Genomic DNA, 21,873 nt, shown 5'->3' with positions numbered 1-21,873 from the left:
CGCTACCGTTTGTTGCCGGATTGTGCCGGCAGCGCGTCGAGCGCGACTTCGAACAGCGAAGGCCAGCACTTGCCGGTGAGATAGAAGTGATCGCTCGCGGTGTCGTAGGCGATGCCGTTGAGCACATGCTCACGCTCATCCCAGCCGGGCGGCTTGCGCAGGCGCAGGCGCAGCGCCGCGAAGTCGAGCCACGCATCGACCCGGCCGCTGCGCGGGTCGATCACGGCCACGCGATCGCTCATCCACACGTTCGCATAGATGCGTCCGCGCGCGTACTCCAGCTCGTTGAGCCGGGTGACCGGCTGCGCGCCATCCTTGACGACGATCTCGCGCGCGACCGAGAAGTCTCCGGCATTGCGGAAGCGGATCGTGGCGCTGCCGTCACTCATGATCAGGTGCGTGCCATCGTGCGTCAGTCCCCAGCCTTCTCCCGAATAACGCAGCTGCGCGACGGGCCGGAGGTCCAGATCGAACACTTGCGCGATCTGTTCGAGCCAGGTGATGACGATGATCCGGTCGTGCGCGACGGTCACGCCCTCGGCGAACCAGTCGCGCGGAAACGGCGCCTGCCGCATGACTGCGCCCGTGTCGAGAGACTTCTCGTAAAGTGCCGAACGCCCGTAGCGGCCGACGCTTTCGAGCAGTCGGCCGCGATGGATTTCCAGTCCCTGCGTGAAGTGCGAGACGTCGTGTGGCAGCGTGCGGATCACGCGCCACGACAGCGTTTGCGCGGCTTCACCATGTGCGCGCGGCGGTGTGATTGCGCACGCGCATGTCAGGGCAAGAACAACGACGAAGCGATGCATCGGTCGTCTCGAAACGGTCGGTGGAGATTGTGCGCGAAGACAAAGCCATTGATTTAATTTTTTTTGATCGGTAAAAATTCACACATGGAAACGCATTGTGCGTTTCCAAAACCACGCGGAGTGTTCCGCGGATGTCACGATGGAGGTTGTGAGATGGCAACGAAGAAGGCTGCGAAGAAGGCGGTGAAGAAGGTCGCCAAGAAGGCTGCGAAGAAGGCGGTGAAGAAGGTCGCGAAGAAGGCGACCAAGAAGGCCGCCAAGAAAGTCGTGAAGAAGGCGAAGGCCGCGGCGAAGAAGTAAGCGGGCTGCGACACGCTGTTGGGGCGGCCCCGACCTTGCGTCCCCGACCGGACGCTCGCCGCCCTCGATTTTGAAGAGACGAGCCACAGCAAGCGCTTCATCCTTGCGCCGCGGCTACCCGATCCGACTGTCGAGTAGCCGCGTTTCTTTTGCCCACAACGGGTCTCCGTGTGCCGCGGTCCCCAGCACGCCTCCGTGACGATCGGCCGCCGGGCCAGCCGGTACAATGCGCCGCTCTGGAGACCCGCAATGATCAGAAGCATGACTGGTTACGCGCGCGTCGAGCGCGCGGGTGAATGGGGACGCATCAGCTGGGAGATGCGTTCGGTCAACCACCGCTATCTCGATGTGCTGTTCAAGCTGCCGGAGGAATTCCGCGCGCTCGAAGGTGATCTGCGCGCGATGGCCGGCACGCGGATCTCGCGCGGCAAGATCGAATGCGCGTTGCGCTATCAGCGCGAAGTGGCACCCGGCGAGCACATCGTGCTCGATCTCAACCGCGTCCACCAGCTGCGCAATGCCCTCGATCAACTCAATGCCGAGTTCGGCGCCATGACAGCGCCCGAACCGATGCGCTTGCTCGCCTTCCCGGGCGTGGTGCGCGAGGAGCGCGCCGACTTCGCGCCGCTGCTCGCCGAGGCGCGGGGCCTGTTCGACGAGGCGATCACGCAGTTTTCAGACTCGCGCGCCGGTGAGGGCGCCCGTCTGGCCCAGTTCATGCTCGAGCGCTGCGACGCGCTGCAGGCGCTGGTCGAGCAGATCCGCGCGCGCTATCCGCTGGTGCGCGACCAATGGCTCGAACGCCTGCGCGCGCGCTGCCGGGATCTGGGTGTCGATGTCGAGCCGCAGCGGCTGGCGCAGGAGGTCGTGCTGACCTCGCAGCGCCTCGACATCGAGGAGGAGATGTCCAGGCTGGTCAGTCACCTGCAGGAAGTCCGGCAGGCGCTCGGACGATCCGACGCGGTCGGGCGCCGGCTCGACTTCCTGATGCAGGAGCTGAACCGCGAAGCCAACACGACGTCGTCGAAGTCGCAGGATGCCGAGATGACCCGCTGTGCGGTGGACATGAAAGTGATCATCGAGCAGATGCGCGAACAGGTGCAGAACATCGAGTGAGCCGGGCCGGCATCCGGCGCTATAGTGGGCCATGAGCCAGGGCAATCTTTTCATCGTGTCGGCGCCCAGCGGTGGCGGCAAGACCAGCCTGACGCGCGCGTTGCTGCCGCGGCTGGACGAGAGCGGCATCCGCGCCGTCATATCGGTGTCGTACACGACCCGCGCGCCGCGCAAGGGCGAAGACGAGGGCGTGCACTACCACTTCATCGACGACGGCCGTTTCGTGGAGATGGTCGAGCGCGGCGAGTTTCTCGAACACGCCGAGGTGTTCGGCCGGCGTTACGGCACTGCACGGCCGCGCACCGAGCAGCTGCTCCACGATGGCTGTGACGTGATTCTCGACATCGACTGGCAGGGTGCGCGCCAGGTGCGGGCGCAGATGCCGGGGGCCCAGAGCATCTTCATCCTGCCGCCGTCGCTGGAGGAACTGGAGCGCAGGCTGAGGACGCGCAGCCAGGACGATGACGAAACCATCGCCCGGCGCATGCGTGCGGCGCGCGAGGAGATGTCGCACTTCGACGAGTACGATTATCTGGTCGTCAACGACGACTTCGATCGCGCTCTGCGCGAGCTGGCGGCGGTGTTCGTGGCCGGTCGCGTGCGCCGGGAGGGCCAGCGGCAGCGGCTGGCGCCGCTGATCGACCGGCTGCTGGCCAAGCGGCCCTCGCTCGGCTAAACTGCGCGGCCCTTTGGTGTACCTGTGGTGTAATCATGGCCCGAGTCACGGTAGAAGACTGCCTCGTCAAGATCCCGAACCAGTTCGATCTCACGCTGGTCGCCGCCAAGCGTGCGCGCCAGCTGGCGCGCGGTGCCGAGGCGCACCTGCCCTGGGGCAATCACAAGTCCACGGTGCTGTCGCTGCGCGAGATCGCCGAGGGCCACGTCGGCCGCGACGTGCTCGAGGAGCAGGACCTGCCCGCGGTGCAGCAGCCGAAGATGGAACTCGAGGCGCTCGATCCGTCCTTCGACGCCTGAGCGTGGCCGCGCCGTACAAGAACCCGCCCGACGGCGGGTTCTTGCGTTTATGGGCATGATGCGCCGATGACTGCCCAACCAAGCCGCCGTCGTGGACTGCCGGCCTGCGGCGCGGACCTGCTGCTGCGGATACGTGAGGTCCACGCGCAGGCCCTGGCCAGCGGTGCGCTGCAGCCGATCCCGACGCGCTGCGAATCTCTGCGCGCGGGCGGCGTGGACTACGTCCTGCGTGTCGTCGAGTCGCTGCGGCGCAAGCCGCCGCCGGGCGCGGCGCAAGGGAATCCGTTCCTGCCCTACGAGCCGGCGCTGTACGTCGCGCACCTGCCGCCGCGACACGTGCTGCTGCTCAACAAGTTCAACGTCATCGAACCGCATCTGCTGGCGGTCACCGAGGCGTACGAGCCGCAGTCGGCGCTCCTGGGCGTCGACGATTTCGCCGCTGCGCTCGCGTTGCTGCAGCGCCTCGACGGACTGGTGTTCTACAACGGCGGGCGCATCGCCGGTGCCAGCCAGCCGCACAAGCACCTGCAATGGGTGCCGAGCGAACTCCTGCCCGGCCGGCCCGACCTGCCGGTCGAAGCGGCCGTGATGCGCGCCCTCGCCGACGGTTCTGCGCGTGCGGGTCTGCCGTTCATGCACGCCGTCGCCAGCCTTGCGCCGGGCGCAGGCGCGGCGCTGCTCCAGCAGCGGTACCGCGCGCTGCTTAAGGCCGCCGGGGTGCCGACCGGCGACGGCGTCAGCGAGAACTACAACCTGCTGCTCACGCGCCGCTGGATGATGGTGGTGCCGCGCCGCGTCGAGAGCTCCGAGGGGATCAGCGTCAACGCGCTCGGCTTCGCCGGTGCCCTGCTGGTGCGCGACGAGGCGCAGGCGGCACGGGTGCGCGCGGTCGGTCCGGAGGCGATCCTCGCGGCGGTGAGCGCCGCCGCTCAGCCGGCCGGCTGAGCGAGCCGCGCCGCGATCGCACGGATCGTCTCCACGTTGTACGGCAGGCCCAAGTGACTGCCGCGCACTTCGACATTGTCGGTGTTCGGCGCCTCGGGTTCGCGACAGCAGGGCCAGGCGACGATGCCGTCGGTGCGCGTGTAGATCGCCGTGCATGGCACCGGCGGTGGCGTGATGCGGCGGCGGAATCCTTCGAGGTCCAGATTGACGGGCCTGCCGGCGTTGATCAGGCGGAACAGCGGCATCAGGTTGTTGGCATCGGGCCGCACATTGATCGGGCTGCCGAGCGTGAACACGCGCCGCACGTATGGCGGCGTGTGGCGCGCCATCTCGCGCACGAACACACCGCCCAGGCTCCAGCCGATCAGGCTCACCGGCCCGTGACGCTCGTAGAGCTTGTGCAGGCGCAGGTTCAGCGCGTTCTTGATCGGCGGGCGCATGCCCAGGTTCACCCCCTGGTCCCAGCCATAGGCGGTGTAACCGAGACTGCCGAGAAACGTGCGCAGGGGGCGGGTCGCACCGTCGCCGGCGCCGAAGCCCGGGACGATCAGCACCGCGTGGCCGTCGCCGCGCGGCAGTTCTTCGCGCAATGCACGGCTGCGCAGGATCAGCCCCGCCATCTCCGGCAGCACGCGTGTTTCGAGCAGCAGCAGACGGGCGGTCGGCGAACTCGGGGTGGCTGGATCGTGCGGGTTCATGGGTACGTCACGGGCTGCTAGAGTTGCCGCGCATTGTCACCCGGAAGGCGTCATGCCGCACCTGATCAACCGCCGCGACCTGCAGTTCCTGCTCTACGAGCTGTTCGACGTCGAGGCGCTGACCAAGCTGCCGCGCTACGCGCACCTGGATCGCACGACGATCGACGGCGTGCTCGATGCCGCGCAGACGCTGGCCGAGGAACGGTTCCAGACACACGCGGCGAAGCTGGACGCGAACGAGCCGCAGTTCGACGGCGAGCGCGTGCATCTGATCGCGGAGGTCAAGGCCGCGCTCGATGCATACATTGAAGGCGGCTTCCTGTCCGCGGCCTTCGACAGCGAGCTCGGCGGCCTGCAGCTGCCGTACACGGTGGTGTCGGCGATGCAGGGACTGTTCGTCGCCGCCAATGCCGGCACCGCCGGTTATCCGTTCCTGACCGCCGCGGCGGCCAATCTGCTGCGCGTGCACGGCAGCGACGAGCAGAAGGCGCGCTACATGCGGCCGATGCTCGCCGGGCGTTTCTTCGGCACGATGTGCCTGTCCGAGCCGCAGGCCGGTTCTTCGCTCGGCGACATCCGCACCCGGGCGATCCCGCTGGCCGACGGCCGCTACCGCATCGTCGGCAACAAGATGTGGATCTCCGGCGGCGATCACGAATTGTCGGAAAACATCGTGCATCTGGTGCTGGCCCGCATCGAGGGCGCGCCGGCCGGGACCAAGGGCATCTCGCTGTTCATCGTGCCCAAGTTCGAACTTGGCGCCGACGGCGCACGCGGACGGCGCAACGGCGTGCGGCTGGTCGGGCTCAATCACAAGATGGGCTATCGCGGCACCGTCAACACGGTGCTGAGCTTCGGCGATGGCGTCGATTGCATCGGCGAGCGCGTCGGAGAAGCGGGGCAGGGGCTGGCCTGCATGTTCCACATGATGAATGAGGCGCGCATCGGCGTCGGCCTGGGTGCGACGATGCTCGGCTACGCCGGCTACCTCGCGTCGCTGGACTACGCGCGCAGCCGGCCGCAGGGACGGCCGCCGTCGGCCAAGGATCCGGCCAGCCCGCAGGTGCCGATCATCGAGCACGCCGACGTCAAGCGCATGCTGCTGCAGCAGAAGGCTTACGTCGAAGGCGGACTGGCGCTGTGCCTGTACTGCGCGCGCCTGGTGGACGACGCGGCGACGGCCACCAACGCACACCGCCGTGAGGAATGCGCACTGCTGCTCGACATCCTCACGCCGATCGCCAAGGCCTGGCCCAGCGAGTTCTGTCTGGAGGCCAACAAGCTGGCGATCCAGGTGCTCGGCGGGTACGGCTACACGCGCGATTACCCGGTCGAGCGCCTGTACCGCGACAACCGCCTCAATCCGATCCACGAAGGCACCAACGGCATCCAGGCACTCGACCTGCTCGGCCGCAAGGCGATGATGAAGAACGGCGCGGCCTTCCGCTTGCTGGCGGCGCGCATCTCAGCCGACATCGAGGCGGCGACGGGTCTCGCTGACCTGGACGCGTTCGCGCGCGAGCTGCGCAAGGCGCTGGAGACGGCGATCGGCGTGACGCAGGCGCTGGGCGCGGCCGGCGCGCAGGGGCAGATCGAGCGGATGCTGGCCAACGCCAGCGCCTATCTGGAGATGCTCGGGCATACCGTCGTCGCGTGGATCTGGCTGCAGCAGGCGCAGCGCGCGCTGGCGCTGCGTGCCGCCGACCACGGACGCGATGGCGATTTCATCGAAGGCAAGCTGCGTGCCGCGCGCTACTTCTACCGCTACGAGCTGCCCAGGGCAGCGCGCCTGGCCGAACTGTTGCTGCGTCTGGACGATACCTGCCTGACGATGCCTGACGCAGCCTTCTAGGGGAAACCACATGTCACGGACCGTCTGGATCACGACCGCCGCGATCGGCCTGGGCCTGGCCGCGCTGGCCTGGAGTTTCACTCCGCAATCGCTCTCCGTTGCCGTCGAGGGCATGCCCGAGGTCATGCCGATGACGCGGCCGCAGCCGCCGGCCGACATGCGCGTCGGCGTGTTCCAGACCGGCCACATGGATTCGAAGGCGCTGTTCGCCTATCGCGGCGGCGGCTTCGATGATCGCGTCTTCGGCATGGATGTCGTCGTGGTCGATCATCCGCAGGGTGTGCTGCTGTTCGATGCCGGCTTCGGACGCAAGGTCGAGGAACACGCCAAGACCGTTCCGTGGCTGATGCGCGTGACCTCGAAGATCACGCCGGAGGTGCCGGTGATCGATCAGCTGTCCGGCGCGAGCCTCTCGCCCGAGCGGCTCCGCGGTGTCGTGCTCACGCACGCGCACTGGGATCACGTCTCCGGGCTGGACGACCTGCGCGGCGTGCCGGTGTGGGTGACGCAGCGGGAACTCGATTTCATCCACAGCGGCCATCCGGCGGCGCGGCTCGCGGCGCAGCTGGGCGAACTCCACTACGAGGTCTATGACTTCGGGGGCGGGCCGTACTGGGGGTTTGCGAAGAGCCATGACGTGTTCGGCGACGGCTCGGTCGTGCTGGTGCCGGCCGGCGGCCACACGCCCGGTTCGATCATCGCCTTCATCCATGCCCCGGACGGACACAGCTATGCGCTGATCGGCGATCTGGCTTGGCAGCACGAGGGCATCGACATCCCGGCGGAGCGGCCCTGGATGTCGCGCCTGCTGGTGGACGACGACGCAGCCGGCGTGCGCGCGGCGCTGTTGCGTCTGCACCTGCTGCAGCGTGCGATGCCCGATCTGATCATCGTGCCCGCGCACGATCGGCGCGTGACGCGCACGCTGCCGCCGGCGACGCGGGCGGATGCCCTGAAGAAGGGCTGAGCATGCAGATCGGTCCCCATCGCATCGACCCGCCGGTCATCCTTGCGCCGATGGCCGGCGTCACCGACCGGCCGTTCCGGCAGATGGTGCGGCGCCTGGGCGCGGGGCTCGCGGTGTCGGAGATGACCACCTCGGACGCCAGCCTCTGGCACACCGACAAGTCGCGCCTGCGCCGCGACCACGCCGGCGAGCCGGGACCGATCGCCGTGCAGATCGCCGGCTACGATCCGGCGCAGATGGCCGAAGCCGCGCGCTTCAATGTCGCGCACGGTGCGCAGATCATCGACATCAACATGGGCTGCCCGGCGAAGAAGGTCTGCCGCGTCGATGCCGGCTCGGCACTGCTGCGCGACGAGCCGCTGGTCGCACGCATCTGCGCCGCCGTCGTTGCTGCCGTGGACGTGCCGGTGACGCTCAAGATCCGCACCGGCTATTCGCGCGCACAGCGCAACGGCCGCACCATCGCGCGCATCGCCGAGGACTGCGGCATCGCCGCGCTGACCGTGCACGGACGCACGCGCGAGGAGCAGTACGGCGGTGCGGCGGAGTACGACACCCTCGCGGCAATCAAGTCCGACGTGCGCATCCCGGTGATCGCCAACGGCGACATCGACGCGCCCGAGAAGGCCGCGCAGGTGCTGCGCCTCACCGGCGCCGATGCGGTGATGATCGGCCGCGCCGCGCAGGGTCGGCCGTGGCTGCCGGGCGAGATCGCGCACTACCTGACGACCGGCGAACGCCGTCCGCCGCCGACACGCTTCCAGATCCGTCACTGGCTGCTGGAACATCTCGACGCGCTGTACGCGTTTTATGGTGAAGGCCGCGGCCTGCGCGTCGCGCGCAAGCACATCCAGTGGTACTGCCAGGGCCACCCCGGCAGCGAGGCGTTCTGGCAGTCGGTCAGCCGCGTCACCGACGCCGACGCGCAGCGGCGCGCCGTCGAGCAGTTCTTCGATGCCGCCGAGCCGGCGCGCGCCGCCTGAACCGCGATGAGCGCACAGCACGATTATCACGCGATCGTGCACTGGCAGCGTGCCGCCGACGAGGTCTTCACCGACGGCCGCTACTCGCGCGGCCATCGCTGGCGTTTCGACGGCGACCTCGAAGTGCCGGCCTCGGCCTCGCCGCAGATCGTGCCGCCGCCGCACTCGGTTGCCGCGGCGGTCGATCCGGAGGAGGCCTTCGTCGCCGCGCTGGCGTCCTGCCACATGCTGTTCTTCCTGTCGCACGCGGCACGGGCGGGATTCGTCTGCGAGCGCTATGAGGACGCGGCCGTCGGCACGATGGGACGCGACGTGGACGGGCGCATCGCCATGCTCGGGGTCAGGCTGCGGCCGCGCATCACGTGGGGCGGCAGCCGGCAGCCCGACGCAGCCGCGGTCGCGCGGCTGCACGAGCGCGCTCACCACGACTGCTTTCTCGCCCGCTCCGTGCGCTGTCCGGTCGTGGTCGAAGCCGAAGGTGCCCGCTGACACCCCTCGTCGGGCACGGAACCTGCGTGCGAGAATCGGCGGGCTGGGACTCAGTCGGGAGACAGGGATGCAGGCGCCCGAACGTGCACATGGACAAGTGATCGATGCGGACTTCCGACCGCATCCGTGGATGCGTGGCCCGCACGCGCAGACCATCGTGCCGTCGCTGCTGCGGCCGCTGCCGCGGCTCGATCTGCGTATCGAACGGCTCGATCTGCCGGACGGCGATTTCGTCGATCTGGGCTGGAGCGGTCCCGAGCACGGCACGCGCATCGCGGTGCTGGTCCACGGCCTGACCGGCGGCTTCCAGTCCAAGTACCTGCGCGGGCTCGCGCGGCAGCTGATCCGGCGCGGCTGGCGCACCGTGATCCTGCAACTGCGCGGCGGCGGCGACGAACCCAATCGTCACGCGCGCTGCTACCACCACGGGGATACCGGCGATCTGCGGTATCTCTGGCGCGTGCTGCGGGAGCGCGAGCCCGGCGTGCGCCTGGCCGCCGTCGGCTGGTCGCTCGGCGCCAACGTCCTGCTCAAGGCGCTGGGCGAGGAAGGCGATGCCGCGCCGGTCGCGGCGGCGGCGGCGGGTTGCGCGCCGTTCCTGCTCGAACCCTGCGCGGAGAAGCTGCGCACCGGTTCGGCACGCATCTATCAGCGCAAGCTGCTCAAGGATCTGGCCGCCATCGTGCGACGCAAGAGCGCGGCGGTGCCGGTACCTGCGGGCGTCGATCTGGGGCGTGCACTGCGCGCGCGCGACTTCTTCGAGTTCGACGATGCCTACACGGCGCCGATGAACGGCTTTGCCGATGCGCGCGACTACTACGCGCGCTGCGCCTGCGGCCAGTACCTGAAGTCGATCCGGCGGCCGACGCTGATCGTCAACGCCCGGGACGATCCGTTCATGATCCCGCAGATCCTGCCCGGACCGGACCGGCTCTCGCCCTGGGTGCAGCTGGAGGTCTCGCGGCGCGGCGGGCACGTGGGTTTCGTCGCCGCCGACGCGCGCGGCCGGCCCTACTGCTGGCTGGAACGGCGCTTCGCCGACTACCTCGATGCGGCAGTCGCCGCAGACACGGCCTAGACCATGGCCTTGCCACTCATCCGGCGAAGGGGCGCGTTCGCACCCTGCGCCCCTTGTTTGCCGAAGGGTCGGCGCATGCTCGATGCAGGTGCGTGCGCAAGGGATGGCCAGGAATGAAGGAGGGCCTTCAGCGGGCGGCAGGCGGCCTGCGTTCCGGCGCGGGCGCAGATGATGCCGCGCTGTTCCGCCTGACGTTCGACGAGGCGCCGATCGGCATGGCGCTCGTCTCGCCCGAGGGGCGCTGGCTCGAGGTCAACGACGCCCTGTGCGCGATCCTTGGATACTCGCGCGACGAGCTGCTGAGTCGCGGCTTCGAGGACGTCACCCACCCCGACGATCTGCCGGCCAGCGCCGAGCAGGCGCGCCGCCTGCTGGCCGGCGAGATCTCGCACTATCGCCTGGCCAAGCGCTACGTCCGCAAGGATGGACGTGCCGTGCATGCGCAGCTGGACGTGTCGCTGGTGCGCGACGGTGCCGGCGAACCGCTCTATCTGATCGGCCAGATCCAGGACATTTCCGAGCGGCTGCGGCTCCACCAGGCCCTGCAGGCGGAGAAGGCGCGTCTGGAGGTCGCGCTGTCGTCGATCAACGACGCGGTGCTGATCCTCGACGGCGACGGAGCCGTCGAGTTCGCCAATCCGGTCGCCGAAAGGCTGCTGCGGATGCCGTCGGCCGCCGGCATCGGCTGCGCGCTCGGCGAGCTGCTCGATCTGCGCGAGGAGGACGGCGAGCAGCCGATCCGTCTGCTGTCCGCGGATCGCGGACCATCGTCCTTCCTGCAGGGCAGCGCGCGCCTGTGCCGGCCCGACTCGCCGCCGCTGGTCGTCGAGTACGTGCTGGCGCCGCTGCGTCAGGCCGATGGCGAGACCGCCGGCTACACGCTGACCCTGCATGACGTCACGCAGGCGCGGGCGCTGACGCGGGCCTTCGAGCACCAGGCGACGCACGACGCGCTGACCGGCCTGCTCAACCGCGTCGGTTTCGAGCGGCAGGTCGAGAGCCTGCGGTTCCGTTCCGCGCGCCACGGCGATGCCTGGTGCCTGCTGTATCTCGATCTGGACCGCTTCAAGGTGGTCAACGACACCGCCGGACACGCGGTCGGCGACGATCTGCTGCGTGCGCTGACGATCCGCATGCGTTCGGTGCTGCGTGCGACCGACACCTTCGCGCGCCTGGGCGGCGACGAGTTCGGCGTGATCCTGATGGATTGCAGCATCGACGATGCCGAGAAGATCGCCAACAAGCTGATCGACGCGGTGGACGCGTTCCGCTTCCGCCGCGACGGTGCGCTGTTCCAGCTCGGCCTGAGCATCGGCGTGGCGGCGGGATCGCCGACGGCATCGGTGGCCGACCTGCTGCGCATGGCCGACACGGCCTGCTACGTGGCCAAGCGCACCGGTCGCAACCGCGCCTGCGTGTACAGCGACAGCGTGATCGCGGGAGTCGCGGCTTCGGCCGAGTTCGACGCCTTGCACGAGTTGCAGCGTGCGATCGACGAGGACCGTCTGTGCGTCTATGCGCAGAAGATCGTCGATGTCGGCACCGGGCGTCCGGTCGGCGCCGAGCTGCTGCTGCGCATGGCACTGCCGGACGGCGAGGCGATGTTGCCGGAGCGCGTGCTCAAGGTCGCGGAACGCCATGACCTGATCACGCGTCTCGACGGCTGGATGCTCGCGCGCGCCGTGCGTCTGATCCGGGGCGCGGCCGGCGCGCTGCCCCCGGAGTGGTTCCTCACCGTGAACGTGTCCGGCCTGTCGATGTCGGACCCGCGCTTCCACCGCGTGATCGCCGAGCAGATCGGCGCCGACCGCATGCTCCGCGACCGCATCTGTTTCGAGATCACCGAGTCGGCCGCGCCGTCGAACTGGGCGAACACGCGCCAGGGCATCGACCTGCTGCGCTCCCACGGCCTGCGGGTGCTGATCGATGACTTCGGCTCGGGGTACATGTCCTTCGATTACCTGCGCGACCTGCATGTCGATGGCCTGAAGATCGCCAACGACTTCACGCGCAACCTGCCGCACGATCCGATCAACGAAACCGTCGTGTCGCTGGTCGCGCGCCTGTCGCAGTGTCTCAAGATCAGCGCGATCGCCGAGGGCGTCGAGAACGAAGCCGGACGGCGGCTCATCGCCGAGAAAGGCATCGGCATGGCGCAGGGCTTTCACTTCCATCGCCCCGAGCCGATCGAGCATCTGCTGCTCCGTCCTTGAGCGGGCATCGGTCCGGCGCGCCCGCCATCAGCCGGTCGAGATACTCACCGTCTCCCGCCACGCCGCGTGGCGTGCCGTGTCGCCGGACTGGATGCTCTTGAGTTCCGCCGCCAGCGACGCGGCCAGCACCGTATCGCGGAAGCGGATCTCGCGGACGCCGTCGCCGATCGAGACGATGCGCGCGATGCGTGCCGCCGTGCCGGTGCCGAAGGCCGTGCCGAGCAGTCCGGCGGATTCGGCCGCGGCCAGATCGTCGAGTCCGAGCGCCATCTCGGTCACGCGCACGCCCCCTTCGCGCAACAGCTGGATCACGCAGTCGCGGGTCACACCGGCGAGGATGGTGCCGTCCAGCGGCGGCGTCACCACCTCGTCGCCGATCTGCACGAACAGGTTCATCGTGCCGGCTTCGCCGAGCTGCGTGTGCGTGAAGGCGTCGAGCCAGACCACGTCGTCGTAGCCGCGTGCCTGCGCGCGGCGCAGGCCGCCGAGGCCGGCCGCGTAGTTCGCGCCGGTCTTGGCCGCGCCCAGGCCACCAGGCGCGGCGCGGATCAGTTCCGGCTCGGCCCACAGCCGCAGCGCCTTGAGCGGCGGGTCGCTGCACGCGGTGACGGCGATGCTCAGACGATGCCGCGTCGCCGGGCGCAGGCCCAGGCCCTCCTCGTCGGCGAACAGCGTCGGCCGCAGGTACAGCGAGCCTCGCCCGTGCGGCGGCACGTACTCGGCATGCACCTCGACGGCGAGCCGGCACAGCAGCAGGAACAGTTCCTCCGGCGGCTCGGGCAGCCCGAGCCGGCGCGCGCTGGCCTGCAGACGACGCGCGTGCGCGAGCGGCCGGAACAGGTGGATCGAACCATCGGCGGCACGGAAGGCCTTGAGGCCCTCGAAGACGGACAGCCCGTACTGCACCGCGCCGCAGGCGACCGCGACCGGCGCGGCGGTGCGCGGCGTCAGGCTCGGCGCGGCCCAGCCGCCGTCGTCGCGGTGCTGTGCTTCGGCGAGATAAGGGCCGAGATACTGGCCGAAGCCGAGCGCTTCGGGTTCGGGCCAGTCGGGCGGCAGGGCAGGTCGCAGTGGATGTTGGGGCGGCAGGCGCATGGTGAGGGTCCGGCGGGAGGTCGGGTGGGCGGAGGTCAGTGCAGGCGGGCGCTGCGCGCGCGGGTCGGTACGGCGCGCGGCAGCAGCGGAACGAGCTGATCGGATGGCGTGCGGATCAGCACCGGTCCGGGCTGGCGCAGCGCTTCGCGCACACCGGACAGCGGGTCCCCAGTCCGACCCAGGTCCAGCACCGGGACGCCGAACGACTCGGCGAGTGCGCACGTACCGGATGTTCGCGGTGCCAGCGGTCCCAGGTAGCGGCGCGGCTGCGCGAGCGCGGTCGCGCCATGCCTCAGCGCAACGGCCATCGCATCCAGCAGGACCAGCTTCACGTCGAGCTGCAGGTCGTCGAGCGTGGCCAGTGCCTGCAGCTGCGGCAGCGTCCCCGCGGCGTCGCAGAAGGCGACCACCGGCAGGCCGGGACGTGCCAGTGCGGCGCCGATCGCCGCCGGCAGCGCGAAACCGCTGATGCCCAGTTCACCCGAGGTGAGCCAGCGGTCCGCGCGCAGCCGCGGGTAGTCCTGCGCGATCCAGCGCTGCACCTCGCCGCCGTCGCAGACCACGATCGCATCGTCGCCCAGCGTCTGCGCAACGGTGCGGATCAGGCCGGAACGGGAACGCGCACGGTCGTCGTCGCACCGCGCTCGGCGCAGCTCGGCGAGATGCGCGTGCCAGTCGGGGCGCAGGTCGTCCTGGTCGCCGGCTTCGATCGCCGCTGCGCGCGGCAGGCCGTGGAGCTTGATGCGTGCGGTCTGCGCCGACGCCGGAACCACGATGACCACGGGCCCCGGCCGGCCGCTTTCGGCGATGCGGAAGGCCTCCGGCAGCACATCGACGAGGTCATCGACGGCGCGGACCTCGAAATGGGTCTTGGTCAGCGTATCGACGACATGGCCGGCGCGTAGTCCCGGGCCGCGACGGGTTTGCACACCCGCACCCGGCGTGTTCTCGCCGCAGATCACGACCAGCGGCACCGCGTCGGCCTGCGCGTCGGCGATCACCGTGAGCATCTGTGTCACGCCGGCACCGGCGTTGGCGAGACACACGCCGGCGCGCCCGCTGCTGCGCGCATAGCCCTGGGCGATATGGCCGACGCTCTGTTCCTGCGCGGCGAACACCTGCGTCAGGCGCGCGTCGGCGAGCGCGCGGCGCAGCGGCAGCAGCGCGCCGGCCGCGGACGGCGGTGCGGCGAAGACGTGCGTGACGCCGTGCGCTTCGAGAAAGCGGACGATCAGTTCTGCGCCGTTGACGTCGAGTGTCGGGGTGGGGTCGAGGGCCATGTCGGTGTTCCGGTGAAGGAACCCGCTGGCTCAAGAACCGGCGCTGGAAACAGAAAACCCCCGCCGGTCTTGCGCCGGCGGGGGTTGGTGAGCGTGCAGAGTCCCCTACGGCGCGTCGCTGATGGCGACGACCATAATGACGGCGAGGACGGCGTGCTTGAGCGGGTTCATGGGCAATCCGTGAATCGGCGCGCAGGCTAGCGGCGCGCCGCGTCCGCTGTCAAGCGGGGAGCTGCGGCCGGCGGCGGGAAACGTTCGCCGGCGAGTCGCGCGGCGACTTCGGGCTTGAGGTGGCGCATGTCGTAGCCGTTGCCGAGCACGCCCCACAGGCCGCGGTCGAGATCGGTCGTGCCGAACAGCCAGTCGGCGAACGGGATCGTCAAGTTGAGGTTGTAGTCCGGCATCAGCGCCTGATGGTGATGCACCCAGTGGTTGCGGCGCATCGTGTTGACCACCGGCAGGCGCGCCAGCCAGCGGCTCTCCGGCAGGTGCGCGGCGGTGTGCAGGATCTCGTAGAGCAGGTAGTGGCTCATGCCGCCGGCCATCCAGATCCAGCCGGCAGCGGCGCCGAAGGCCAGCGCCCACAGGCCACCGAGCAGTGCGTGAATCAGCGCGATGCCCAGGATTGCGTATGGCGGGAACAGGATGATGCGGTATTCGCGGTGCGAATCCACCGTCATGCACGCCTCGGTGAAGTAGCTGTGATGCTCGACCGTGTGCCGGTGCCACAGCGGTTTCAGCCAGTCGATGCGCTGGTGCAGCGCGTTCTTGTGCAGCCACCACTCGCCGAGGTTGCCGACGGCGAAACCGCCCAGCGCGCTGAGCCAGGCCCAGCCGGCATCGTCGGCCTGCGCGACGCAGGCGATCACATAGGCCGTGCCGAAACCGAAGATCCACAGGCCGTGCAGCCAGCCGTTGTAGTGCGGCGAGATCTTCGCCTGGTAGTTGGCGCGGAACTGACGCTGGCGGTCGTCCATTTCCGTTCCCGCTACGCCGCTTTCTTCTGGATGAACTCGATTTTGTAGCCGTCCGGATCCTCGACGAAGGCGATGACCGTCGTGCCGTGCTTCATCGGCCCGGCTTCGCGCGTGACCTTGCCGCCACGCGCGCGCACGCGCGCGCAGGCCGCGGCCGCGTCATCGACCTCGATCGCGATGTGACCGAACGCCGTGCCCGGTTCGTACCTGCCGACGCCGTAGTTGTAGGTCAGCTCGATTTCGGCACCGCCGTCGCCGAAGCCGACGAAGGCGAGCGTGAACCGGCCGTCCGGGTAGTCCTTGCGGCTCAGCAGCTTCATGCCGAGCACTTCGGTGTAGAACGCGATCGAGCGATCGAGATCGCCGACCCGGATCATCGTGTGCAGGATGCGCATGACGGAAAGTTCGGTTGGAGGTGAAACGTCACTGTGGCCGTGCCGCCCGGTTCCGGCAAGCCGGTGCTCAGTCCGGCAGTGCCGCGAACGCCGTGTGCCAATGTTCCGCCTTGCGCGCGAGGCCGTAGGCCGCGTTCGCCGGACTGGTCGAGGGCAGGCGGCGGTAGTGCAGGCCCGCGGCCGCGGCGGGCAGGGTCGGACGCACGTGGCGGCGGAAGGCCGCCTCGGCCTTGCCGCCGTTGAAGAACACGTGGGTGATGCGGCGGTGGTGGCGCAGGAAGGCGGCGAAGTCGTTGGCGACGATGGTCGCGTCGTCGATGTCCGCATCGAGACTGCCGGCGCGCACGCAGGATTGCAGCACGTCCCACAGCGCGATGCGCGCCGTCAGCAGGCCGGCCAGACGCTCGGCATAGGCGGCGTCCGCCGGTATGCGCGTGATGCCGGACATGATCGGCCAGAAGGCATTGCGCGGATGCGCGTAGTACTGCCGCGCTTCGAGCGAGGCCACGCCGGGCATGCTGCCGAGCACCAGCACGCGCGCATCCGGGCGCGCCACGGGCGCGAAACTGCGGACGCGGTTCACAGGCCGATCACGGCCAGGGGGTGGCGAGCCTGTCGAAGTCCGGCGACTGCGGGCGCACGACGCAGAAGCGCTGGCCGGTCGGCGCTTCCATGACCCACCACGTGCGGACCTGTTTCACGCGTTTCGCACCCAGTTGTTCGAGGCGCCGCACCTCGGCCTCGATGTCGTCGGTTTCGATGTCGAGGTGCACGCGGCTGTCGTGCATGACTTTCTGCACCTCGATGTGCAGGCCGTGCTGGGCGTCGAGCAGGCGTACGTAGTTCTCGCCCTCGCTGCCGTCGAGGCCGCGCCGCTGCATGCCCAGCGCGCCGCTCCAGAAGGCGGATGCGCCGTGCAGGTCGTCGGTACGGCAGTCGATGATGAAGCCTGCGAGCTTGCTCTTGTGCATGGCACTCTCCGTTCATTCAGCAGGTCGTGCGTCGCGCTCCGCGCGCTGCTGCAGGCGCTTGCCGACCACCTGGAACAGGCGTCCGGTCCAGTGCACGGTCGGGCCCGGCAGCAGCGCGGTCGCGGCGTTCCAGGCTTCGCCGAGCCGGTTGGCGACGCGGTAAGGCCGTTTGTCGATCGCGCGGACGATCCACTCGGCGGCGTCGTCCACGTCCATCTGCGGCAGGTAGCGATAGACCGCGGTGGGGGCCGTCATCGCCGTCTTCACCAGCGGGAAGTTGACCACGCTGACCTGCACGCCGCTGCCGACCAGCTCCGCGGCCAGCGTGCGCGAGAAGCCTTCCAGCGCCGACTTGCTGGCGACGTAGGCGGCGAAGCGCGGCGTCGGCATCAGCGTGGACATGCTGGAGACGTTGACGATTTGTCCACTGCGGCGTTCGAGCATCCCCGGCAGCAGGCGCAGCGTCAGGCGCACCGCGGCGAAGTAGTTCAGGTCCATCGTGCGCTCGAAGTCGTGGATGCGGTCCAGGGATTCGCGCACGGGGCGGCGGATCGAGCGGCCGGCGTTGTTGACGAGGACGTCGATCCGCGGATGCTCGGCGAGCAGGGCATCGGCACAGGCCTCGACCTCGCCGGACTTGGACAGGTCGGTCGGGTAGATCCACGCCTCGGCGCGCAGCGCGCGGATCTCGGTCTGCACGCGCGCCAGTTCGTCGGCGCGCCGCGCCACCAGGCACAGGCGCGCGCCGCGACGCGCCAGGTGCAGCGCCGTGGCCTCGCCGATGCCGCTGGACGCGCCGGTGATGACGATGGTCTTGCCTGCGATGGCGTTCGACATGGGGCTGGGGGTTCCAAGTGGGGCTGCGCGATGTTATCGACATCGCTCCGGCTTGCCGAGGGTGTGCCGGCGGCGCCCTGTGCGTGGACCGCAGATCGTTCTATTCTGGAGGCTCGCCACGGAGGGAAGGCGACGGAGCGCGCATGGCCCAGTCCAAGCCGATACCAGCCGGAGACGTCGCCGAGCATCTGCTCGATGCGATGCTGGAACAGGTGCCGGGCGCGTTCGCCTGGCTTGATCCGCAGGGCCGGGTGCGGCTCTGCAACCGTGGCTTCCGCGGACTGGTGCCCGCCGACTGCGCCGCGTGTCCGGACTGGGACGTCTGCGAGCTGTTTCCGGCCGTCGAAGACGCCCGGTGGCGTGAGGTCATCGCGGCCATGGGGACGGGTGATGCCGAGGTTCGCCAGTCGCTCGCCCTGACGTTGCGTGACGGGCGCGCGATCGAGTTGACGCTGCGTCCGTTGACGATCGGCGACGAGCGCTGGATCGCAGCGCAGGTGCGCGACCTCGGGGTGCGTCAGGAAGGCGAGAGCATCCAGCGTCTGCAGCACGAGGTGCTCGAAGCCGTGGCCGTCGGCAAGCCGATCCAGGTGGTCATGGAACTGCTGTGCCGCGGCTTCGAGACGATGGCACCGGAGGCGATCTGCACGGTACTGCTGATCAGCAAGGACGGACGGGTCCATCCGTGCGCGGCACCGAGCATGCCGCCGGTGTTCAGCCAGGCGATCGACGGGGTGCCGATCGGTCCCAGGGCCGGTTCCTGCGGCACTGCGGCCTGGCGCGGCGAGCCCGTCGAGGTGACCGATATCGCGCACGATCCCCTGTGGGACGACTATCGTGCGCTGGCCCTGCCGCTGGGACTCGCGGCCTGCTGGTCCAGTCCGATCCGGTTGCGCAGCGGCCGGGTCGCGGCGACTTTCGCCGTCTATTACCGCGAGCCGCGCGCGGCCAGCCCGTTCCATCGCCGCATCGTCGATGCCTGCGTGCACCTGTGCAGCCTGGCGATCGAGCACGAGGAGGCCGAGCGGCAGATCCAGCATCTGGCCTACTACGACCCGCTGACCGGTCTCGCCAACCGGACGCTGCTGCGTGACCGCGCGCAGATGGCCCTGTCACGCGCGGTCCGCGAGCACAAGCCGCTCGCCCTGCTGTTCGTCGATCTCGACCGCTTCAAGAACGTCAACGACTCGCTCGGTCACCACTCCGGCGACCGCATGCTCAAGACCGTCGCCGAGCGTCTGTGCGCCGAGCGGCGTGCGACCGACACGGTCGCGCGCTTCGGTGGAGACGAGTTCGTCGTGCTGCTGCCCGACACGGGCGAGCCCCAGGCGCGCGTCGTTGCCGAACATCTGCTGGCGCGGCTGACCGAGCCGATCCGGGTGGATGGGATCGAACTGACCCCCAGCGCGAGCATCGGCATCAGCCTCGCCCCGGAAGATGCCGTGGATTTCGACACGCTGCAGCGCAATGCGGACGTCGCCATGTACCAGGCCAAGTCCGCGGGCCGCAACACGTACCGGTTCTTCCAGCCGCAGATGAACGAGGCGGTCATCGAACGCCTGGAGCTTGAGTCGGCGCTACGGCGTGCCATCGCCGATGGCGCGCTCGACGTGGTCTATCAGCCGCAGGTCACGCTGGCCGATGGCCGTGTCTATGGCTTCGAGGCGCTGGCGCGCTGGCGCCACCCGGTGCGCGGCGAGATCTCGCCGGGTCTGTTCGTGCCACTGGCGGAGGACGCTGGTTTCATCGAGGCGCTCGATGAGTACGTCCTGCACCGCGCCTGCGCGCAGCGGGCGGCGTGGCGGTCCCAGGGGATCGAGGCCGGTGCCGTGTCGGTCAACGTGACGGCGAGGGCATTCCGCAGTGACGATGTCGTCGAACGCGTCCGCCGGCTCGTGCAGACCTATCGGCTGATGCCCGGCGACCTGACGCTCGAAATCACCGAGAACGTCATGCTCGAATGCACCGACGCAACGCTGGCCGTCCTCAAGGCGCTGCGCGAGCTCGGTGTCGGCCTGTCGATCGACGACTTCGGCACACGCTTCTCCAGCCTGCACTACCTCAAGCGGTTTCCGGTGCACGAACTCAAGCTCGACCAGAGCTTCGTGCATGGCCTGATGATCGATGCCAGCGATCGCGCGCTCGCCGAGGCGATCATCCAGCTCGGCCGCACCTTCGGGCTGGTGGTGATCGCCGAAGGCGTCGAGTCCGAAGGGCAGGCGATGTTCCTGCGCGAGCGCGACTGCGCGGTCGCGCAGGGCCGGCACTACGCCTGGCCGATGCCCGGTGGCGAGGTCGCCGCCTGGCTGCACGACGGCACCGCCAGCCGCAGCTGAAATCCCGGCTGAGACGGCTCCGCTGGCGGCTCAGCCCATCCGCGCCACCATCGACAATGGCAGATGCCGCATGAGCAGGCCGATCAGCGTCCAGGGCCACCACGGCACGCAGGCCTTGACCGGCTCGCGTTCGATGGCCCGGACCAGGGCGCGGCAGCCGGTCTCGGTATCCACCATGAACGGCGTCTTCTGCACCTTCTCGTTGATCTCGGAACGGATGTAGCCGGGGAACAGCGTCGTCACCTTGATCGGCGTCTGCAGCAGGTCGGCGCGGATGCCCTCGGACAGTGCCGCGAGGCCGGCCTTGGTCGCGGCGTAGGTGGTCAGGTTCTTCGGCATGCCGCGCATCGCGCTCATCGACGAGATCGTCACCAGGTGTCCGGCGTTCTGTTCGCGGAAGATCTCGACCGCCGCTTCGCACTGCGCGAGCGCGGCGACGAAGTTGGTCTCCGCGGTCTGGCGGTTGGCGTGGAAGTAGCCGGTGCCGACCGGCCGGCCCTTGCCGAGGCCGGCGTTGACGATGACGCGATCGAGCGTGCCCAGCTCCTCGCGGAACGCACGGAACACGGCGAACACCGCGTCGTAGTCGTTGACGTCGAGCGCGCGGATGGCGACGTGGATACCGGGATGCGCCGCAGTCAATTCGGCCTTGAGGGCTTCGAGGCGGTCGGTGCGCCGCGCGCAAAGCGCGAGATTGCAGCCGAGCTTGGCGAATTCGATCGCCATGCCGCGGCCCAGGCCGGAGCTGGCGCCGGTGATCAGGATGTTCTTGCGCATCGGTAAGGGCCTAACGGTAGGTGATCAGGTCGGGATGCACGCCCTCGAAATGGGCGTGGTCGTTGAGCGAGGACAGGTGCAGGCCGCGTTCGGAATAGATCAGCTTGGTGATCGCCGCGTTCGCCAGCGTCCAGTTCAGGCGGAAGGCCTTCTCGTCCTGCAGGTGCAGCAGTTGCTGCACGACGGCGGTGATCGGTCCGCCGGAGGTGAACACCAGCGCAGTCTGCGACCTGGTCAGGCGCTCGCGCAGACGCAGCAGCGCGTGCTCGATGCGTGCGCAGAAGCCGGCCCAGCTCTCCGGATAGTCGTCGTTGTGCAGTCCACCGATCCAGCGCGCGATCGCCTTCTCGAACTCCCGCTGGAACACCGCACGCGCGTCGGGCAGCGCCGCCAGCTCGGCTTTCATCGCCGAGGGGTCCGCCCAGCGCGGCTGGTGGGCGGCGAGCACGGCGACGTGGTCGTATTCGTTCCAGCCGGCGTCCTCTTCCCATCGTGGCTCCAGGCCCATCGCGCGCAGCGCGCCTTCGGCAGTCTGCCGGTGGCGGCGCATGCTGCCGCACAGCACGCGATCGGCGCGTGCGATGCGCTGTCTCAGGCTCGTGCCGAGTACGGTGGCCTGTTGCTCGCCGGTGGCGGAGAGCTGGTCGTAGTCGCGCGCGCCGAAAGACGCCTGACCGTGACGGATGAGATAGATCGCGCCCATGCTGCCGTGCGGATGAGGACGGGCGCACACGGTACCGTCAGCGCGGCGATCGGTCCATTGAATGTTGTTGATCGGACTGC

At 69.2% G+C, this 21,873-nt stretch carries 23 protein-coding genes; 12 read left to right on the top strand and 11 right to left on the bottom strand.

What is annotated here, in order from left to right:
• Positions 1–2: 2 nt before the first annotated feature.
• A complete protein-coding gene (locus AAG565_RS10810; protein WP_348819604.1) occupies positions 3–806 on the bottom strand; it encodes a glutaminyl-peptide cyclotransferase in 804 nt (267 codons plus the stop codon).
• Positions 807–959: 153 nt separating this feature from the next.
• Here AAG565_RS10810 and AAG565_RS10805 point away from each other — a divergent pair, with 153 nt between their 5' ends.
• From AAG565_RS10805 to AAG565_RS10785, 5 genes are all read left to right on the top strand, one after another.
• Positions 960–1,106: a hypothetical protein gene (locus tag AAG565_RS10805; RefSeq protein WP_348819603.1), complete on the top strand. Its 147-nt coding sequence runs from the start codon at positions 960–962 to the stop codon at positions 1,104–1,106.
• A gap of 261 nt (positions 1,107–1,367) precedes the next feature.
• Complete coding sequence (locus tag AAG565_RS10800; RefSeq protein ID WP_348819602.1) at positions 1,368–2,222, top strand: YicC/YloC family endoribonuclease; 855 nt, start codon at positions 1,368–1,370, stop codon at positions 2,220–2,222.
• 31 nt (positions 2,223–2,253) lie between these two features.
• On the top strand, positions 2,254–2,898 hold the full coding sequence (gene gmk, locus AAG565_RS10795) for a guanylate kinase (RefSeq protein WP_348819601.1): 645 nt from the start codon (positions 2,254–2,256) through the stop codon (positions 2,896–2,898).
• A gap of 35 nt (positions 2,899–2,933) precedes the next feature.
• Complete coding sequence (gene rpoZ / locus AAG565_RS10790) at positions 2,934–3,197, top strand: DNA-directed RNA polymerase subunit omega (protein ID WP_348819600.1); 264 nt, start codon at positions 2,934–2,936, stop codon at positions 3,195–3,197.
• Between the two features lie 66 nt (positions 3,198–3,263).
• Positions 3,264–4,142: a phosphorylase gene (locus AAG565_RS10785; protein WP_348819599.1), complete on the top strand. Its 879-nt coding sequence runs from the start codon at positions 3,264–3,266 to the stop codon at positions 4,140–4,142.
• Here the strand turns inward: AAG565_RS10785 and AAG565_RS10780 are convergent.
• Entirely contained in the window at positions 4,127–4,840 is a 714-nt protein-coding gene (locus AAG565_RS10780; RefSeq protein WP_348819598.1) for an alpha/beta hydrolase, read from the bottom strand. The genes AAG565_RS10785 and AAG565_RS10780 overlap by 16 nt on opposite strands.
• Positions 4,841–4,892: 52 nt before the next feature.
• Between AAG565_RS10780 and AAG565_RS10775 the strand changes: the two genes are divergently transcribed.
• The 6 genes from AAG565_RS10775 (at position 4,893) to AAG565_RS10750 (ending at position 12,422) form a co-directional block, all read left to right on the top strand.
• Positions 4,893–6,692, top strand: coding sequence for an acyl-CoA dehydrogenase (locus tag AAG565_RS10775; protein ID WP_348819597.1), 1,800 nt, complete (start codon positions 4,893–4,895; stop codon positions 6,690–6,692).
• Between the two features lie 10 nt (positions 6,693–6,702).
• Complete coding sequence (locus tag AAG565_RS10770; protein ID WP_348819596.1) at positions 6,703–7,659, top strand: MBL fold metallo-hydrolase; 957 nt, start codon at positions 6,703–6,705, stop codon at positions 7,657–7,659.
• Positions 7,660–7,661: 2 nt separating this feature from the next.
• Positions 7,662–8,642 (top strand): tRNA dihydrouridine synthase DusB, encoded by a 981-nt coding sequence (gene dusB, locus AAG565_RS10765; protein ID WP_348819595.1) that lies wholly within the window; start codon positions 7,662–7,664, stop codon positions 8,640–8,642.
• A gap of 6 nt (positions 8,643–8,648) precedes the next feature.
• On the top strand, positions 8,649–9,131 hold the full coding sequence (locus tag AAG565_RS10760) for an OsmC family protein (RefSeq protein WP_348819594.1): 483 nt from the start codon (positions 8,649–8,651) through the stop codon (positions 9,129–9,131).
• A 67-nt stretch (positions 9,132–9,198) separates the two neighbouring features.
• Positions 9,199–10,209, top strand: a complete 1,011-nt coding sequence (locus tag AAG565_RS10755) for a hydrolase (protein WP_348819593.1) — start codon at positions 9,199–9,201, stop codon at positions 10,207–10,209.
• Between the two features lie 113 nt (positions 10,210–10,322).
• Positions 10,323–12,422 (top strand): EAL domain-containing protein, encoded by a 2,100-nt coding sequence (locus tag AAG565_RS10750; protein WP_348819592.1) that lies wholly within the window; start codon positions 10,323–10,325, stop codon positions 12,420–12,422.
• 27 nt (positions 12,423–12,449) lie between these two features.
• Here AAG565_RS10750 and ilvE read toward each other — a convergent pair whose 3' ends face one another.
• From ilvE to AAG565_RS10715, 7 genes are all read right to left on the bottom strand, one after another.
• On the bottom strand, positions 12,450–13,517 hold the full coding sequence (gene ilvE, locus AAG565_RS10745; protein WP_348819591.1) for a branched-chain-amino-acid transaminase: 1,068 nt from the start codon (positions 13,515–13,517) through the stop codon (positions 12,450–12,452).
• A gap of 35 nt (positions 13,518–13,552) precedes the next feature.
• Positions 13,553–14,797: a thiamine pyrophosphate-binding protein gene (locus tag AAG565_RS10740; RefSeq protein ID WP_348819590.1), complete on the bottom strand. Its 1,245-nt coding sequence runs from the start codon at positions 14,795–14,797 to the stop codon at positions 13,553–13,555.
• Between the two features lie 197 nt (positions 14,798–14,994).
• The gene (locus tag AAG565_RS10735; RefSeq protein WP_348819589.1) at positions 14,995–15,774 is read right to left on the bottom strand and encodes a fatty acid hydroxylase family protein; all 780 of its coding nucleotides are present in this window, start codon (positions 15,772–15,774) and stop codon (positions 14,995–14,997) included.
• A gap of 11 nt (positions 15,775–15,785) precedes the next feature.
• Positions 15,786–16,169: a lactoylglutathione lyase gene (gene gloA / locus AAG565_RS10730; RefSeq protein ID WP_348819588.1), complete on the bottom strand. Its 384-nt coding sequence runs from the start codon at positions 16,167–16,169 to the stop codon at positions 15,786–15,788.
• Positions 16,170–16,236: 67 nt separating this feature from the next.
• Positions 16,237–16,752: a DNA-deoxyinosine glycosylase gene (locus AAG565_RS10725; RefSeq protein WP_348819587.1), complete on the bottom strand. Its 516-nt coding sequence runs from the start codon at positions 16,750–16,752 to the stop codon at positions 16,237–16,239.
• Between the two features lie 7 nt (positions 16,753–16,759).
• Complete coding sequence (locus tag AAG565_RS10720; protein ID WP_348819586.1) at positions 16,760–17,140, bottom strand: VOC family protein; 381 nt, start codon at positions 17,138–17,140, stop codon at positions 16,760–16,762.
• Positions 17,141–17,152: 12 nt separating this feature from the next.
• Positions 17,153–17,977, bottom strand: coding sequence for an SDR family NAD(P)-dependent oxidoreductase (locus AAG565_RS10715; protein WP_348819585.1), 825 nt, complete (start codon positions 17,975–17,977; stop codon positions 17,153–17,155).
• A gap of 143 nt (positions 17,978–18,120) precedes the next feature.
• On the opposite strand from AAG565_RS10715, the gene AAG565_RS10710 reads away from it, so the two are divergent.
• Positions 18,121–20,313, top strand: a complete 2,193-nt coding sequence (locus tag AAG565_RS10710) for an EAL domain-containing protein (RefSeq protein WP_348819584.1) — start codon at positions 18,121–18,123, stop codon at positions 20,311–20,313.
• A 30-nt stretch (positions 20,314–20,343) separates the two neighbouring features.
• Here AAG565_RS10710 and AAG565_RS10705 read toward each other — a convergent pair whose 3' ends face one another.
• On the bottom strand, positions 20,344–21,090 hold the full coding sequence (locus AAG565_RS10705) for an SDR family oxidoreductase (RefSeq protein WP_348819583.1): 747 nt from the start codon (positions 21,088–21,090) through the stop codon (positions 20,344–20,346).
• Between the two features lie 10 nt (positions 21,091–21,100).
• Positions 21,101–21,793 (bottom strand): histidine phosphatase family protein, encoded by a 693-nt coding sequence (locus tag AAG565_RS10700; RefSeq protein WP_348819582.1) that lies wholly within the window; start codon positions 21,791–21,793, stop codon positions 21,101–21,103.
• Positions 21,794–21,873 lie beyond the last annotated feature (80 nt).

This window comes from Fontimonas sp. SYSU GA230001, from assembly GCF_040066175.1.
Classification (GTDB): Bacteria; Pseudomonadota; Gammaproteobacteria; order Nevskiales; family Nevskiaceae; genus Solimonas.
Note: the sequence above shows the minus strand (reverse complement) of the source record. Positions and strands in the feature narration are given on the sequence as shown.